Below are 16283 nucleotides of genomic sequence, written 5' to 3' on the forward strand. Positions count from 1 at the left end.
GACCACTCCTTTACCAAAAATTCTCAACGCCACCTCAGCACCCCCTTCGCCGCCGCCCGGCGGAACGTTTCGCGGTTCCAGATAAATTCCTCCTCCTTCCCGTGCACCGTCACGACGGTCGTCACCCCGCCGCGGCGGTCGACGCCGAAGACCACGCCCCGGCCGGCGTACCGCCCCCCGCCCTTGATGTAGCGGCCCAGCGGGCGGGCTTCCCTCCACGCCTCAAACAAAAAATCGGCTATCTGGTCGTCGCTCATCCCGGGGTCCACCCGCTCCCGGAAACGCTGGACGGCGTGGGGGGTCACCTTGAATATGAGCGGCCGCAGGTCGGAGAAGGATTTCAGGATCACGGAAATCACCACCTTTCTTCAAAAAGAAAGGCGGCCTATCCGGCCGCCGCGTCGACTTTTTTGACGACGAACTTGATCGCTGAACGCTCCCTGTCTCCCCCATCCAACCGCAGGGGGTGAAACGTGAATTTTACGTCGAAATCCGTGCCTTCCACCAGCGCCCGCCCGCGGGCGATGGTTATGCCGCGCACAGCGTTGAACACGGCTTTGGCGCCCATGGCCGTCACGGCCACCTCTCCGGAGCCCCGGATTGCGGCCGAGATAGCGCCGGAGAGTTTGGAAGGGTCGGTGGAAGCGGAGACTTTTAATACGTCCATGTATCAGCGTCACTCCTTTTTGTTTTTTGGCTTGAAAAATATTTGACCGTCCACCTCGAAACTTTCGCACCAGCCCTTTTCGATTTTCTGAAGGGCGTTGGTGAGCGACCGTTTGGGATGACGGTAGTAGGTCGGGCAGTTTTGCAGGATAACGTCAATACTTATACCTTCCGGGTGTTGCTCGATAAACTGCCGCACGCGGGACATCATCAATTTGTATTCGGTGACGTACCCCCCGCCCGCGTGCCCGCCCGGCGGGCCGGTCTTGTGGGCTTCCGTGACTACCTGACGCCAATCTATCCCCGCAACGGGCCGGGATTCCGGCTCGACGGTTTCCCGTACCCAGGTGCCCCATTCAAACGAGACTTCGAGGAGGCCCAGACCGAGCCTTTCTAAAAGCCTGTCGACTTGGTGGTTAATCCGTTTTCGCATAGGGACGGCCAGGTAAATGCAATTAGCCTTTTCCTGCCACGCCGCCCCCTGGGCGACGAGGTCCAGCGTCAGGCTGGTTTTCAATTCGACGATTGCCGCCGTGCCGTCTTTGAGGGCCACTACATCCGCCCGTTTTGACGTATACAACTCCGGCCACACTTCAGAATAAACCTCGTACCCCTGCTCCTGGAGCCAGGATTTTACAGGCCCGAAAAGGTCGGTTTCTTTCAGTTTCGGCGACATCAGACCACCTCGACGTAGAATTTCAACACGTCCGGCACGTCCCTCCCCCTCTCCCCCGCCGCCGCCAACACCGCGTTCGCTATATGCCACGCGAGAAGCGGGGGCACGGCGTTGCCGACCTGGCGGTATTGGGCGGTCTTGCCGCCGCAGAACTCGAACCAGTCGGGGAACGATTGGAGACGCGCGCATTCCCGGACCGTGAGCCGCCGCACCCGGGTAGCGGCCTTCCCCCAAGAATCCGGGGCGTCGTGCCGCCCGGGGCGGTGCAACTCCCCGGTGTGGTCCAGCGTTTGTGCTGGTCTGTCCGCCGGAAATCCCGCGGCGAAGGACTCCCGCCCGTCCGCCGCCACCGTGACGCTCGGCATGTCGACCGGAGAGGCACTTCTCGCCCGCTTCGACACCACGGCGAGCTTCGGCCTGCCGCCCTGCCTGGCGTCTACGCACGGTGAGGGCCTAGCGGTCACGTCGAAGACCCGCGGCGTGCCATCGTGGGGTATCTCGTCCACCCAGAGCAGGCACGGTTCGCCGTTCTGCGGGCTGCCGCCGTGCGGGGAGCGCGGCTTGATGCAGACGGAGGGGGCGTCGGGCTCAAGCACCCGCACCCGGGCGGCCTGTTCCGGGGGCAGCAGCTCCAGGGAAGGTATATAGTTCTGCTCCAGCCTCCGGCCGTCGTTCCGCGGCCCTCCCCCGCACCGCACGGCGGCCGCCGGGCTGTACAAGGCGCTCAGGATGTCGCTGGCCCGGTTGTTGCCTTTCGGGGTCGCGCCTTTGTATTCCGTCGCCGTGACGGGCCGCGAAGGGAGCGAAAGGAATACCTGGGGTTCTCCCGTGACCGAGCGTGACGACCGCCCGTCTGTGGAATAGACAGGGTTGTTGGCCTTGGAGGTCTCCGGCTGCCGGACAACCGGGAGTAATGCGTCGAACCCTAGTGCCTCCGCCACCGTGACCCAGGGTTTCAGCGGCGGCCCAAAGAGGCGTCCCTGGGCCGCTTCCGCCGGCGAGCCGTGGGTCGGCGGCGGGAATGCGAAATCCCGCCCGGCCAGGTTCCCCACGATGAACACGCGGCGGCGGAACTGCGGCACGCCGTACCTGGCGGCGTCGAGGACGGCGTACCGTACCGCGTAGCCCATTTCTTTAAGCCTCCCCACAACCCAGGCGAAATAGCGGCCGCCGCCCCAGGACAAAAGGCCCGGCACGTTCTCGACGACCACCCAGGGCGGCCTCTTCGCCTCGATCAGGCGCAGGAAATCGGGGAAGAGGTTGCGCTCGTCTTCCGCCCCGCGGCGCTTTCCGGCCAGGCTCCAGCTCTGGCACGGTATGCCTGCGGCCCAGACGTCGGCTTCCGGGATGTCTTTCGGGTCGAGCTTTTTCAAATCCGCGACCACGACGTGGGGGCCGACGTTCTTGTTATAGGTCTCCACCGCCACCGGGTCGCTGTCGGCGGCCCAGACGGGCTCCATGCCAGCCATCTTAAAGCCCAGCGACAGCCCGCCCGCCCCGCAGCAGAAATCGATGAATTTCAGCGGCACGAAGGCTTCACCCCCGGAAAAAAAAAGACCCGGAAGGGCTTTTTCTTCCGGGATGAAGGAAAAAAGATTCCAAATGTGACAAACATTAGACTGCTTCGTTCCTTTTGTGGCAATTGTTCCAAACCTTATTTTTAACCCCCGCCGCCCGCATTTCCCGCAACAGGAACCCCATCCGTTCCCTTTCGGCGAAAATCGCCCCCATCACCGCGTCCGCCGCCTCGGGCGGGGCTTCGCGAAGCTCCGTCTCCAGAGCGGCGAGGCGGGCTACGCAATCGTGGAAATCCCTAATTAGGGGATCTCCCCCCGCCCCGCCCGCGCCGCCAGTTTCGCCGCGGAACGACAGCCAAATTGCCGCCGCGCCCGCGCAGCCCGCCGCGGCGCAGAGCAGCCAGAAAAACGCTCTTTCCCGGGATGCGGGCGCGGCAATGCCCGGCGGGGCGGTGGACAAAACACAGGTCAAAACAAACGTGAAAACAACGGCCAGGACCAGGTAACCAGCGGCCGCAAAGCCCATCTGCGCCCATGCGCGAACTTTAGAAAACAAGGCCGCCATCCCCTCCCACTTTTCCTTAAAAAATAAAAAAAACCCGGCCGGGAAACCTCTCCCGACCGGGGCGCAAAAACCTGGACCCGCAGCGCTTTTTTAACCGCATTTGCTGAACCCGCAGCTCCGGCACACCAGGCAGCCTTCCTGGAAGAGCAGCGGCGCGCCGCATTCGGGACAGGAGGAAAACTCGCTATTACCGTTCAATGCATCGTTTGACTTTATTTGACTTTGATCCTCCGCCGGCACCGGCCGAGCGTTCATTTCCCGGAGCAGCGCCCGCCCGATCACGTCCGGGCACGACTTGCCCCGGACGGACGGGTCTTCCGCCCGCCGCCGGACGAAATTGGGACAGACGACCGACGTGAGCTGGTCGGCTATGGCTTCCGGCGCCACGCCGGAACGGAGGGCCAGGGAGACGAGCCTGCTCACGCCCTCGGTGTAGGCTGCGCAGCCGCCGGACGAGCCGGTGGTGATGAACGTCTCTACCATCTCGCCCGTGGCCGGGTCGCGGTTGACCGTGATGTATATCTTTCCGCAGCCCGTCTTCTCCTGTTCCGTGAAGCCGACCGTCCGTTGGGGCCGCGGCGCGGGGTAGACGCGCTGCCGCCGCCCCGCCCCGGACGTGCGGCCGCCGTCCCAGGAGACAGCCGCCCCGTCCTTCTCCCCCGCGCCGCCAGGTTCGGACGCCGCGGCGCCCGCCGACAGTACCGCCTCACCCCGGCTGCCTTCGCGGTAGACCGTCACGCCCTTGCAGCCTAGCTCGTAGGCCGTGAGGTACACCTTCGCCACGTCTTCCCTGGCGGCGAAAGCGGGCAGGTTGACCGTCTTGGAAACGGCGTTGTCGGTGAATTCCTGGAAAGCCGCTTGCATGCGGACGTGCCACTCGGGGGCTATTTCGTGGGCGGTCACGAAGACCCGCCTCAAATCGTCCGGCACGCCGGGCACGCTGGAAAGGCGGCCGGTCTCGGAAACTTTCTCCAGCAGCGCCTCCGCCTCTTCCCGCGGAAACCGCCGCCTCACGGCCGCCGCGAACGCTGGGTTGACTTCCGCTATTTTGCCGACCCCCGCCACGTTCCGGGTGTACGCCAGGGCGAAGGCCGGTTCGATGCCGGAGCTCGCGCCCGCGATCACGCTGATGCTCCCGGTGGGAGCTATGGTGGTCAGGGTGGCGTTGCGGGCAAGGCCGCCCCCGCCGCCCCCCGGCCCCATGGCAAAAGCCGGGCACGGGCCGCGTTCCGCCGCCAGCGCCAGCGACGCTTCCCTGGCTTCGCCGCTGATATAACGCATTATTTTCCGGGCCAGGTTGACCGCCTCGTCTGAGTCGTAGGGCACGCCCAGGTAAAAGAGAAGGTCGGCGAACCCCATCACGCCCAGGCCGACCTTGCGGGTCAGCAGGGTCGCCCGCTCTATCTCGGGGAGGGGATACCGGTTGGCGTCGATCACGTTGTCCAGGTAGCGGACGGCCGCCCTGACGGTACGCCCTAGCTTCGCCCAATCGATTTCCCACCTGCCGCCGCCCGCGTCTTTCACCATGCGGGCCAGGTTGACCGAACCGAGATTGCAGCTCTCGTAGGGGAGCAGAGGGGTTTCGCCGCAGTTTGCCGACAGGACGGCCTCGTTGTCGCTTTCGCCCGTCATGACGTAGTAGCGGTGCGTCCCTGCCACCACGCCGTTGTAGACCGGAAATTCCCCTTCGAGGTACCTCACCGACACCACCGACAGGTCGATGTCGGGGTCGATTACCTGCTGGAATACGGGCGACGTTTTTAACGGTCCTTTGTAAACTTTGTAGCGGCCGCACGCTTCCAGCCTGTCGCCGGGCTTGAGGTCCTTCGCCTGGACCTTCCGGCCGCCTTTCAAAAAGAGGTTGTGGTCGGGCGTGCACCGGAGCGCGGCCCCGTTGCTCAAGCGGACCTCCATCACTTGAGCCCGCCGGCGGGTCATGCGGATGTCGGTCATCGGTTTAAAAGTGAGCTGGCCGTCGTCCGTCTTCGTCAAAACCGGCAGGGTGTTCCCCACCATATCTTCGAACTTTATCGGCCCGTAGATCGTCCACACCCTGGTGTCGCCCGTCCAGCACGGGTTCGTGCCCTCTATCTCCCCCAGCCATGGTGTGGGGTTGGCCGCGTTGATCCTGTCCAGGAAGAGGACGCCCGGCTCGCCGCTCCGCCACGCCGCGTCCACGATCATGTCGAAGATCTTCCTGGCGGAAACCCGCCGCGCCTCTTCCCCGGTGCGCGGGTTGACCAGGGCGTATTCCCGCCCTTCCCGCAGGGCCGCCATGAACTCTTCCGTGAGGCCGACCGATATGTTGAAATTCTCGAACTCGCCTGGCGTGAGTTTACAGGTTATGAATTCTTCGATAGAGGGGTGGTCCACACGGAGCACACCCATGTTCGCGCCGCGCCGCTTGCCGCCCTGCTCCACAGCTTCCGCCGCGGCGTCGAAGACCCGCATGAACGACACCGGGCCGGACGCCTCGCCGCCCGTGCTTTTGACCGTATCGCCCTTCGGTCGGAGACGGGAGAAGGCATAACCCACGCCGCCGCCGGTCTTCTGGATGATGGCCGCGTTTTTGAGGCTTTCGAAGATGCCTTCCATCGAATCTTCGACCGGCAAGACGAAACAGGCGGAAAGCTGCTGGAGCTCCGTGCCGGCGTTCATCAGGGTGGGCGAGTTGAACAAAAACTCCAGCCGGGCCATCATGCCGTAAAGCTCGTCTTCCGCCGCCTTTAAGCCTTCGTCGGCGGCGGCCCGCTCGACCACGGCCGTAAACGGCACGACCATGCGCCCCTCGGCGTTCAGCCGCCGGTACGCCCGGTGGAGGGTGCGGACGTCGTAAACGGAAAAACGCGCATACCCTTTTTCGAGCCATTCCGGCGGGCACGTGTCGTCCTGGTGCGCGGCGCCGCCGGGGAGCAGGGAAAGGTCCGTCCAGGGACGGTAGACGTCCGGCCGGTAGAGGGTGTCCACCGCCGCCACGTTGCGGGCGACGCGGCGGAACATTTCTTCCGGCGTCTCGACCACGCTGCCGCCCGCGTCCTTCCGCAAATAACGCTTCTCCAAGATGAGGCGGGCGTTGGGCGTGAGGGTAAGCAGAAAGTCGGACATTTCGCGAACCTGCCTTTCTATGAATTGAACAGCCGGGCCGTATTGCACGCGCACCGCACCCGGTGGCACGCGGATTCCAATTCCCGGACGGCCCACTCCAGGCCGCCCGGCCCCGCGGCGCGTATTTTTTCTACGGCCGCCGCCGCGGCATCGAGGGCGTGCCCGAGGGCCGGGCTGACGGTTCTCCGCCCGCCCTGCGGATGGCCGTTCTCGCTGTCCTCCACCAGATCGATTTTCAGCCGCCACATGAGGTCTACGATTTGACGATATAAGTCGTCCGTGCTGCCGCTGTTGTCCAAGATGAAATCCGGCTCCGCCAATTCGATTTCCCGCTCGGTGGCGTGGGAAGTTTCTTCTCGGCACAGCGGCACGCCGTCGCGGAGCAGCAGCCGGTCCATCCGCACCTGATCCGGGCAATCTATCCTGATCACCGTAAAGCCCGCCTCCCGGCAGGCACGGTATTCGTTGAGCAGCCGGCCGTCCGTGATCACTGCCCTGGCCGGGTTTTCGGCTTCCATCTGCCGGAAGACGCAGCGCACCCAGACCAGAGGGTCGATGCCCCGGACCGCCGTGCCCAATTCTTGCAGAAGCCTACGCGGCTTGCGGCCGTCCGCGAATTCCTCCGGCCAAAGGCCGCGGGCGACCTCTTTGAGCTTGTCCGCGAAGGCGTACCGCCGGAAACCATATCGCCTCACCAAGTATTCGGCCGCGGTGTCTTTCCCGGCCCCGGCCTTGCCCATCAGGAGGAAACGTACCGGCATATTTCAACCCCCGTTTTTTCTAAAAACCTTGCGGCGAACTCGTCAGGGTAGCCATCGGCGTAGACGATGCGCCGCACGCCCAGCTGGGCGAGCATTTTGGCACAGGTGAAGCACGGGTGGTGGGTCACGTACAGGGTCGTGCCCGTGCCGCTCAACCCCGTTATCGCAAGTTGGAGAATGGCGTTCTGCTCGGCGTGCAGGGCTCTACAGATATCCAGCCGCTCGCCCGAAGGCACGCCCATCTGTTCCCGCAAACACCCGCCCAGGTCGGCGCAGTGGGCCATCCCCGACGGCGGACCGTTGTAGCCGGAAGCGACGGCCCGGTTGTCCTTGACTAATACCGCACCGACCTGCCGCCGCAGGCAGGTCGAGCGGCGGGCCACCAGCCGGGCCATCTCCATGAAAAATTCGTCCCAAGTAATACGGTTCACGGTTTAATCTCCTTCTTCGACGAAACTTATTTCCGCCCTCACCTGCAGCCGTTTGCCGTGGGCGGCGGCGAATTTCTGGGCGATGCCCAACGCCCGGCCCAGGTTTTCGACGGCCCCGCCGGACGCCGCCGCTTCGGCCGCCGGGCGCCCGCCCAGCAGGGCTTTGACCACGGACCCCGCCGCCTTGCCGGGGTCCGTGGCGGCACTCACGCGGGCGTGGAATATACCGCCGCCGTTTTGGGACGGCGGCCGCTGGGCCGCTGCCGGCCGATCACCCGGTCGGGCTGGCCGCCGGGGCGGAACGCAACCGTTTCCGGGGCGTGCCGGAAATACCGGCCTGGACCCATACGGCGCCGACCCGGACGCCCCTTGGCCGCTGGGCGGCCGGATAGTCCTGTAGCCGTCGGGTTTGGAATTGACGGAAGGGTTGTAACGAATCATAGACATATCACCTTTTTCTTTTAATTTAAACCGTGATAGGAGCGACGGCGTGCGTATAATTCATTGCGGCGTCCCTCACTACGATCAGACCCCGCCCGGCGGGCAGGTTAATTAAGACTTCGCCGTCCAGGGGCCGCACCGCGTCCAAAAGGAAAAGGGCGTTGGCGGCGACGGAAGTTTCTGTGCCCGCCCCGTCCCCGGAAACAGGGATTTCCTCGCGGCAGATGGAAGGGTCGTCCAGGGCGAACACCGTCAATATGCCCGCCCCGGTTTCGAGCTCGACCAGGGGAGGTTTGCCCGGCTGGCCGCTGAGGAGCAGGGCCGCCCGCTCCAGGGCGTTTTTCAAAGCCCCCACGTCGATCCTCATCGGGTCCGGGAGATCCTGCGGCAGCACCAGGCGGTAGTTCGGAAACGCCCCGGCGCCCATGCGGGCGAAGAAGCCGTTCCCGTCGTCCGTCCGCGCGACGACGAAGCTCCCGCTGAAGCGCAGCTCCGCTTTAGGTTCGCTGCCGGCGGCGCCGGACAAAACGTCCAGCAAAGCTTTGGACGATGCGGCGGGCAAAAGCACGTCGTTTACGGGGGCTTCGCCGTCCCCGCGCCCGGACCAAGGCGCCTCGGCCACGGCCAGCCGCTGCCGGTCCGTGGCTACGAGCCGCAAAACCTCTTTTTCCGCATCCTTTTCTAAAAGGACGCACGCGAAAGCGCCCTGGAAAGGATCTACGGCGGCGGCCGGGCTGACGGACCGCACCGCCCGGGCGAGCGCCGCGGACGGCAGCGTGAAAGCCTCGCTACCGTCCACGTCCGGAAAGGCCGGAAAAACTTCAGGGTCGAGCATGTCGAAAGAATAGCGGCGTTTTTCCTGCGACAGCGTCAGCCTGTTCGCGGCTTCGTCGGCCGTCAATTCGACCTCGCCGTCCGGCAGGCTGGCGACCAGCCCCTTGAACGTTTTGTGGGGCGGCAGCGCCTGGCCGGGGTCCGACACTTCGGCCGGGACGAAGACCTCGACCCCCACGTCCAGGTCCGTCGCGTAGACCCTGAGCTTATCTTCCCCGGCCTCTAAGAGGACGCCGGCAAGGGCCGGGACGACGTTTTTCCGGGACACCGCCGCGTCTACTTTCTTCAAAGCGGCGGCCAGGTCAGATTGGCGGCATTTGCATTGCATAAAGTTTATCCCTCCATTTTAAGGCTTTATTTAGGTCTAAATTTGAGTTATAATTTCCTCAAGAAAAGCATATTAAGTTTACGGAAAACTGATAGGGGGTTGAACGACCATCATGATGCACGAAATTGACGACCCTGTTCTCCTCAGCCCTTCCCAATTGGTGTCATCCTCAAAATTGAGCAAAAACCTGGGAGCCTACTTGAACGAAGTGCGGAAAAGGCCGATCTTCGTAACCAGGGAACAAGAAGTCGAAGCGGTGCTATTGAACCTTGACGACTACCGGGAGCTTCTGCGTGAAGAACAAAAGATAGAAGATCTATACCTGGCGGTTTTGGCCCTCCGGAGATTGGCCGAAAACGCTAAAACTCCGGAAAGACTCTTAGAAATGGATGAGGTCCTGGAACGGTTTGGGATAACGCGGGAAGAATTGGCGGAGGCATCCGGCGATGAAATGGAAAATTAAATGGCTGCCGGAAGCCGTCAAAGACATGGAAGAATTGGATCGGAGCGTCAAGTTACGGGTGTTAAAAGCCATCGTCAAGCTGGAAGACGACCCGCTGGGATACGGCGAACCCCTGGGCGAAAAAGCGGGCCTCGACTTAAGCGGAATGCGCAAGCTGAAGGCGGCACGAAGGTACAGAGTGGTTTACCGTGTGGAAGAAAACGCCGTGGTCGTGCTTATAGTGGTTGTCGGCAAACGCGAAGATCTTCAGGTGTACAAAACTGCCGCCAAGCGGATAGCGGCGTATAGGAAAAAAGTCGAGGCAGAACTCAACCATCTTGCCGATCTGTTGAAATGAAGATTTCCGGGCTTTCCACAACCGCTTTCAGATAGTCGGGGAAAGAAATTTCTACCAGCCCCTGCTCCTCCGCCCGCACGGAAGCCGGACCGCCGTTGCGGCGGCCAGCTTCTTTGATCGCCAGGATAGAAAAAGGAAGAATGAAAAAACGTCCAAGTTCCCAGAACGCGACCAGTACGAACGCCGCCGCCCCCGTCCTGGCGCAATCTGCAAGATATTGGTACTGGTGTTCTTCCAACCGCGACAACGGCCACCGCCGCCCCTTCGACACTTCTTTGGCCTCGAACGCCACGGGCAAAGCACGCCCGCCCGGCACGAGGACGTGGCCGATAAAATCTACGGCCGCCTTTTTCTCTATTTTGGCTGACACGATGCGGCCCCGGCCGTCCCGTATCGGCAGCCAAGCCGCCGGGACGCGGTGGATGACGGCTACGCCCGCCTGGCGGTAGCGTTCGTTGCTCAACTCGACCAGGTCTTCTAAGGCGCGGCCGCGGTGGGCCGTGTTTCGGTATGCTCTGATCGCTTTCATGAAATCAGGGCAGCCAATAGCCCAAGCAGAGACCAAGTGAACTACCCCTCCCTAACCCCTCCGGGTTAGGGAGGGGCTTCGGTAGGGTTTCCTGCTTCATCGTAACCCCAACGGGTCAGCTCCACAGGCGTAACGTCCCGTGGTTCCCACGGTAGGGAAGCATCATGCCGCTTCCAGAGCCAACGCCTTTTTCAGGATATTCCGGGCGGCGTTCACATCTCGGTCGAGTATTAGGCCGCAATAAGGGCAGCAATGAGTCCGCTCGGATAATTCTTTAGGCACATCCATTCCACACCCGCTGCATACCTGAGAAGTGCCGGAGGGGTTCACTTTGACCAGCTTAGTACCAGCCTCTGCCGCTTTGTACTCAAGCATAGCCATGAACTCTCCCCAGCCTGCATCAGAAATGCTCTTGGCTAGGTGATGATTTTTGACCATTCCTTTAATGTTTAGCTTCTCAACAGCAATCAGGCCGTAAGTTTCCACCAGCCTGCGGGATTGCTTGTGCAAAAAGTCCCTTCGTTGGTTACAAACTTTGGCGTGCAGCTTGGCCAGCTTTTGTCTGGCCTTTTTCCGGTTGCGGGAATCTTTCTTCTTGCGGGAAAGGTTGCGTTGGGTATGTTTGAGGCGTTTTTCCATTTTTCTCAGGTACTTGGGATTTTCAATGATACTCCCATCTGAAAGGGCCGCGAACTTTTCCAGACCAGCATCCAGACCTGCGGCAGGTCCGGTATGAGCCTGCGATTGGGCAAGCTCTATTTCTGCGGCAAAAATGGCCCACCATTTGCCGGCGGCATCTCGTTTGACGGTAACAGTCTTGATAGTGCCAGGTATTTCCCGGTGTAACCTTATCTTCACCAGGCCGATTTTTGATAATCTCAGCTTGCCGTCCTGGAAAGAAGCGCCTTTCCCTTCTCCAAACTGGGTGAAGGTGATAGATTTATAACGTCCTCTCCCTTTGAACCGGGGATAGCCCGGCGTTTTCCCGTTCTTGACCCGGCGAAAGAAAGCGGCAAAGGCCTTCTCGACCCTGAACAACACTTCCTGGGCTACTTGAGAGTGTATCTCCCGGAGACGCTCATCCGTCTTCTTGGCCTCTTTGAGCCATACCTGCTGCTCGATCCGGGTAACAGATCTCTTTTCCCGTTCCCAGGCTTCTTTTCGCTGGGCCAAGGCGGTGTTGTATATCCACCGGCAGGTTTCCAGCCAGCGCAACAATAGGGATTCCTGCTCCTTGTTAGGATAAAGCCGGAATTTATAGTTCCTGGTTTCCTTGAGACTGGACGTAGCGTTTGACATCCTCCAGCTTCACCTCTCCTACGGTAGCCAGGAAATAGCTGGGCGACCAGAAATGGCCGCCCCAAAGCTGCTTTTTCACTTCCGGAAACTTCCGGAATATCAGCCGCGCCGAAACAGATTTCAGGGAGTTGATGAATTTTGAAAGCTGTATTTGAGGTTGGGAGGCAAAGAGGATATGGATATGATCCCTGTCTGTCTCCTGTTCGATTATCTGAACGCCGAATTTTTCCGCTACGCTTAGGTTGACCTGCTTGAGAAAACCAGAAATTTCAGGTGTCAATACCTTACGCCTGTATTTGGTACACGCCACATAGTGGAACCGAAGGCTGTAAACGGCATGGCATCCTTTGTCCAATTGATACTTCATGACTTTATTTTACTATAAGAATCGAAATATGGCGAGATTATCTCCCTGCCTTTCATCCCCGCCCTTACGGGCGGGGACTTCCCGGCAGGGAAAGTTAAAAATGAGACTAACAACGCTACCGCAAGAACCCTCTTCAGATTTTCCCGCCATTCCTGGCCGCGGTCGCCATTGCCCATTCGCGTATTTACCATTTTTAACCTCCCCCAGCGTCAAACTGCAAAAACCCCTGGCGGCACCTTTCCGCGGCTATTCGGCAATACTTTTCATCCTGCTCGATCCCAATACATTTCCGCCCCAGCCTCTTCGCCGCCAGTGCCGTCGTGCCGGAGCCGAGGAAAGGATCGAGGATTAAATCGCCCGGACGGCTCCAGTATGCCACCAGCGTTTCCGCCAGCCGGAGCGGCTTCTGGGTGGGGTGCAGCCTCTTCCCGTCGGCGTTGGTGGGCAAGATGAGGTAGTCCGGATGCTGCCCGAACCGCCAATTAAACGTCAAAGGGCCGCCGGGCTTCTGCCACATGCCGCAGGCTTCCCAGGCGTTCATGAATTTGACCTTGCGCACCTGGGGAACCGGGTTGGGTTTAATCCACAAAAAATAGCCCTTCTGCTTGTAGCCGAGGCTTTTTTGCAAAAAGGCCGAGAGAAAATTGATCTTGTCGCGGTCGAAGAACGAGCAGAACATCCCGCCGGGCCGGAGCAGTTTGTCCGCCGCCCGGATCCAGGCCAGGGTGAAACCCCAGAAATCTTCCTCCCCCGCGAAATCGTCCCAGGGGCCGAAGTAGAGGGAAATGTCGCCGCCGGAAAACTTAGTGCTTTCACCGCGCTTGATAATAACGTTTCTTGAAATGCCGTAAGGCGGGTCGGTTATTATCATGTCCGCCACTACCCCGTTCTCGGCGAGGAAAGGCATTACTGTCAGGCAGTCGTCGTGGTAAATAGTGATAACACCATCTGTATAAGAAGGCTTGATAGGACATCCCCCTTTCGCGGCGGCCACAAAAAAAGCGATGCCCCGTGCTTTTACACGGGGCATCGCCTTTCGGTCAAGAAATTTAGTGGCCTATCCTTTATGGCTAGAAGACGCTAATGCATTAACACGCGAGATATGACTTCCTCTACCTCTTCTGGAGTTCCGGCGTCAAGTACACTGTCGAAGAGCCTATCGAGAATTTCTACGTCCCTCATCTGCCGTATCTTATTTTCAAAAGTGACGCTGCCAAACTTTTTCTTCAAGTAACGAAGAACGGCATCCTGCTTTGCCTCCACCATGCCTTCTACTCTGCCTTCCGCTTTACCTTCCGCTTTCGCGCCCGCCACCATGGAGATCTCGTCCCGGATGGCTTTTTCCCGCAATTCATACAGGCGGCGCTCCAGCTCGCTCTTCCTAAAAACTTCTTCGACTGTCAGGGCTTTCTTAATCGCCGGGTTTTTCTCGGCGATCATCTTCAACCCCTCCCCTTCCAGATTATTCAAATACATTAGCCACGCTTCCAATGGGTCGTCCGGGTTCCATTCGCGTTTTCGCACCTTGATTAATTCTAAGAAATGAATTTCCAAGTGGTCATTCATCGGTTCCCCGGTCTCGATGTCCCGAATGCGAAAAACGTGATGGTACCGCTCATCGGCAAACCAATCGAACCCAAGGATATTAACGGCAATCGTTCTGCGTAGTTCCGAAAACTGTTGGCCGGATTTCAGTTGGCCACCGTACAGCCTTGCCCAATAAAACAGTGTCCGCTTGTCGATATCGAACCTATTGGCAATCTGTATCTCGACGTTGATCAGCGACTCGTCGGCCGCCTTCACCAGCACGTCCAGTCTGGCGGCCCTATCGAGAAGGTATTCTGGGTCGATTTCCCTGTCCAATAGTTCCAGGTCGGTTAATTCTCTGCCTGGCGGCAGTCTGAATACCGCATTGAGGAATCCCAGCAGAGCCTCTTTCCCTTCTTCGGAGCCGAAAATTCGCTTAAAAACATAGTCGTTAGTCCGGTTGATCCCGTCCACACGCCTGACACCCTTTTTCCCAGTATTATACCGGGATTTAGAAACCGTTTCAAGGCTTCCCACGATTTCCGGGGCAGGCCTTTCCGGCCTGCCCCATTCCCTCCTTTCCGTGAGAATGGTTTAGGCCGGAAGGCCCGGTTGATCATACCTCCGGTATTACCTCACAAAATTTCTCGACGATTTCCGGGGGAAGCGTTCCCCGTACCAGCCGCTTGTACCCTAATTCCAGGTCTTCCCGTAGGAGGTCTAAATTGCATGGCCTAGTCGCCCCCCAGGCGAAAAGACCGGTGTAATCAGGGGTGTGCCAATAGTACGTGTCCACTAGAGTACACATCAAGCAATCATACCGAAACCGTGCCTCCGGGTTGGTGCGCTCAAAAGTGGCTACCCAGTTTGGCCGGGCTTCCAACTCTTGAAGTTCGGTTCCCACCTACGTCACGCTCCCCGCTATATTCTTCAGAAATTGAACGAGCATGGCAGATTTGGTCATATCAGCTTCGTGGACAACAAGGTCGTCAAATTCCTTCTTTAATTCTTCAATGATATCTTTTGCCCACCGGCTTACCATAGAATAGATGATATAGGCTGACGACCTGTGTTTTTCAATGAAAATACGCAGAAGGTAGGCATAGCTATTATATCCGTCTAACGAAAAACTTTCTTCAGATATTGCGCTTACGTCCAAAATGACAATATCCGGTCTGCCCGTTCCTGCCGCGAAAGCTCCCCTCAATGATGCGAATGTTTTAACGTCACAACCGGGCAACTCCATTGTGATAATTTCCTCTTGTTGTTTGGCCAACTCAATGTCGTTCTCGACAATCCAAATTTCCATTTTTCGTTCCTCCACTTTAATCCTCCATATCCGCTTTTTGCCTGCAGGCCTGTTTCCTCGTAATCGCCTTTTTATTAGGCACTACCTGCGTTACAGGCCTGCGGAGCCACATGCTTCTAGGCAACCGTAGCCGACGTGTCAAACCTTTTTTGTTCAACTATCTCCCTGCTTTCTTTAGTGAGCAGATTTAATGGTATCGGCAAGACTTTTTGCCAGTGAGGTTCAGCCGTAGTCTCAAAAATCATCACCAAGCCACCCGACGTCTTCCATTCCCACGCCGGGACGCTTTTCACTTGTCCGGTACGCGGGCACCTGTACCGGATCAAAACCTGCCGCCGGACGTTGCGGTGAAATTCCGGGAAGGCCAAAGCCATCCTCCCAATTTCCGGCGGGACCCAGCAGCCGACGCCGCGTTCCGGCACTTCGGCACGCCACCAGGCGCCTTCGGCGGCCGGGCGGTAGAGGAAAACTTCGGCCTGCTCGGGAAGCATACAATTCTGGTAAAACAGGTAGCCGTCACCGAACTCTTCACCGCTGATCCGTATTGCGGCTTCCGTGAGAACTACCATATCTTTGACCGTTAAACCGCTCATTGTTTTTAGGGCGGGCCACCCGGCCCGCCCCATTCCTCCTTTCGTTGAAATGCTGCGGGCCAGGTGGCCGCATATTTAATCCTAATCGCTAAATTGAGAAAACATCTTGAGAATATATCTCCCGCAACGTTTTCTCAATTTCATAGCCTGAACGCTCGGCCTTTACCAATTCATCTATTCTTCGTATATGCTCAACAATCCCGTGTACCACGGGGACAACCCATTCTCTCCAGGTCGGTTCCATCCTTGCCTCCCACGGAAGGCCAATCAGCAAAGAATCTTTGCTGAATAACGGGCTGTTCCCTAAATGATGCACGGGCGGATAAAACAGAAGATCCATTTCCTCTATAGGAATAGTAGCAACTAGCCCACGCTGTTTACTTAATCCATAGAGCCTGACAAAATATCGATCAAACTGCAGGCTTTGCAATTTTTCTTTGTAAAATATTTTTGCCGCAGGAGAAAACTTGTCCCAGAATTCGATATGAATCATATTGTAGGGCGGGCCGTGCCTGGCCCGCCCCATTCCCTCCTT

At 59.2% G+C, this 16283-nt stretch carries 20 protein-coding genes; 2 read left to right on the top strand and 18 right to left on the bottom strand.

Annotation, left to right across the window (positions count from 1 at the left end):
* Positions 1–23 precede the first annotated feature (23 nt).
* From E308F_RS08695 to dnaN, 10 genes are all read right to left on the bottom strand, one after another.
* Positions 24–350 carry a hypothetical protein gene (locus E308F_RS08695; protein ID WP_141264554.1) on the bottom strand — a complete coding sequence of 109 codons (327 nt, stop codon included), beginning with the start codon at positions 348–350 and terminating at the stop codon, positions 24–26.
* Between the two features lie 35 nt (positions 351–385).
* Positions 386–667 carry a stage V sporulation protein S gene (locus E308F_RS08700; RefSeq protein ID WP_141264555.1) on the bottom strand — a complete coding sequence of 94 codons (282 nt, stop codon included), beginning with the start codon at positions 665–667 and terminating at the stop codon, positions 386–388.
* A gap of 9 nt (positions 668–676) precedes the next feature.
* Positions 677–1342, bottom strand: a complete 666-nt coding sequence (locus E308F_RS08705; RefSeq protein ID WP_141264556.1) for a hypothetical protein — start codon at positions 1340–1342, stop codon at positions 677–679.
* On the bottom strand, positions 1342–2871 hold the full coding sequence (locus E308F_RS08710) for a DNA cytosine methyltransferase (RefSeq protein WP_141264557.1): 1530 nt from the start codon (positions 2869–2871) through the stop codon (positions 1342–1344). Before E308F_RS08710 ends, E308F_RS08705 begins: the two co-directional genes overlap by 1 nt.
* A gap of 85 nt (positions 2872–2956) precedes the next feature.
* Positions 2957–3424 (bottom strand): hypothetical protein, encoded by a 468-nt coding sequence (locus E308F_RS08715; protein WP_141305189.1) that lies wholly within the window; start codon positions 3422–3424, stop codon positions 2957–2959.
* A gap of 90 nt (positions 3425–3514) precedes the next feature.
* Positions 3515–6529, bottom strand: a complete 3015-nt coding sequence (locus E308F_RS08720; protein WP_141264559.1) for a ribonucleotide reductase N-terminal alpha domain-containing protein — start codon at positions 6527–6529, stop codon at positions 3515–3517.
* Positions 6530–6546: 17 nt separating this feature from the next.
* Complete coding sequence (locus E308F_RS08725) at positions 6547–7290, bottom strand: AAA family ATPase (RefSeq protein WP_141264560.1); 744 nt, start codon at positions 7288–7290, stop codon at positions 6547–6549.
* A complete protein-coding gene (locus tag E308F_RS08730) occupies positions 7269–7721 on the bottom strand; it encodes a deoxycytidylate deaminase (RefSeq protein WP_141264561.1) in 453 nt (150 codons plus the stop codon). The genes E308F_RS08725 and E308F_RS08730 overlap by 22 nt, the downstream gene beginning before the upstream one ends.
* A gap of 3 nt (positions 7722–7724) precedes the next feature.
* Entirely contained in the window at positions 7725–8162 is a 438-nt protein-coding gene (locus E308F_RS08735) for a hypothetical protein (RefSeq protein WP_141264562.1), read from the bottom strand.
* 25 nt (positions 8163–8187) lie between these two features.
* Complete coding sequence (gene dnaN / locus E308F_RS08740) at positions 8188–9324, bottom strand: DNA polymerase III subunit beta (protein ID WP_141264563.1); 1137 nt, start codon at positions 9322–9324, stop codon at positions 8188–8190.
* Positions 9325–9436: 112 nt separating this feature from the next.
* On the opposite strand from dnaN, the gene E308F_RS08745 reads away from it, so the two are divergent.
* Together E308F_RS08745 and E308F_RS08750 are read left to right on the top strand one after the other, a co-directional pair.
* Positions 9437–9787, top strand: coding sequence for a type II toxin-antitoxin system Phd/YefM family antitoxin (locus E308F_RS08745; protein WP_141264564.1), 351 nt, complete (start codon positions 9437–9439; stop codon positions 9785–9787).
* Positions 9771–10124, top strand: coding sequence for a type II toxin-antitoxin system RelE family toxin (locus E308F_RS08750; RefSeq protein ID WP_141264565.1), 354 nt, complete (start codon positions 9771–9773; stop codon positions 10122–10124). Before E308F_RS08745 ends, E308F_RS08750 begins: the two co-directional genes overlap by 17 nt.
* Here E308F_RS08750 and E308F_RS08755 read toward each other — a convergent pair.
* The 8 genes from E308F_RS08755 to E308F_RS08795 all read right to left on the bottom strand — a co-directional run bounded on the left by E308F_RS08755 (position 10096) and on the right by E308F_RS08795 (position 16274).
* Positions 10096–10653: a Holliday junction resolvase RecU gene (locus tag E308F_RS08755; protein WP_141305188.1), complete on the bottom strand. Its 558-nt coding sequence runs from the start codon at positions 10651–10653 to the stop codon at positions 10096–10098. The genes E308F_RS08750 and E308F_RS08755 overlap by 29 nt on opposite strands.
* Before the next feature lie 162 nt (positions 10654–10815).
* A complete protein-coding gene (locus E308F_RS08760) occupies positions 10816–11952 on the bottom strand; it encodes an RNA-guided endonuclease InsQ/TnpB family protein (RefSeq protein WP_141264489.1) in 1137 nt (378 codons plus the stop codon).
* Positions 11909–12319, bottom strand: coding sequence for an IS200/IS605 family transposase (tnpA, locus tag E308F_RS08765; RefSeq protein ID WP_141264488.1), 411 nt, complete (start codon positions 12317–12319; stop codon positions 11909–11911). The genes E308F_RS08760 and tnpA overlap by 44 nt, the downstream gene beginning before the upstream one ends.
* A 193-nt stretch (positions 12320–12512) precedes the next feature.
* Complete coding sequence (locus E308F_RS16185; protein ID WP_141305187.1) at positions 12513–13349, bottom strand: DNA-methyltransferase; 837 nt, start codon at positions 13347–13349, stop codon at positions 12513–12515.
* Between the two features lie 50 nt (positions 13350–13399).
* Positions 13400–14320, bottom strand: coding sequence for an Rpn family recombination-promoting nuclease/putative transposase (locus E308F_RS08775; protein WP_141264567.1), 921 nt, complete (start codon positions 14318–14320; stop codon positions 13400–13402).
* Between the two features lie 430 nt (positions 14321–14750).
* On the bottom strand, positions 14751–15155 hold the full coding sequence (locus E308F_RS08785) for a response regulator transcription factor (protein WP_141264569.1): 405 nt from the start codon (positions 15153–15155) through the stop codon (positions 14751–14753).
* A gap of 116 nt (positions 15156–15271) precedes the next feature.
* The gene (locus tag E308F_RS08790) at positions 15272–15748 is read right to left on the bottom strand and encodes a hypothetical protein (protein WP_141305186.1); all 477 of its coding nucleotides are present in this window, start codon (positions 15746–15748) and stop codon (positions 15272–15274) included.
* An 88-nt stretch (positions 15749–15836) separates the two neighbouring features.
* Positions 15837–16274 (bottom strand): hypothetical protein, encoded by a 438-nt coding sequence (locus E308F_RS08795; protein WP_141264571.1) that lies wholly within the window; start codon positions 16272–16274, stop codon positions 15837–15839.
* Between the last annotated feature and the right edge of the window lie 9 nt (positions 16275–16283).

Source organism: Moorella sp. E308F (genome assembly GCF_006538365.1).
GTDB lineage: Bacteria > Bacillota > DSM-521 > Neomoorellales > Neomoorellaceae > Neomoorella.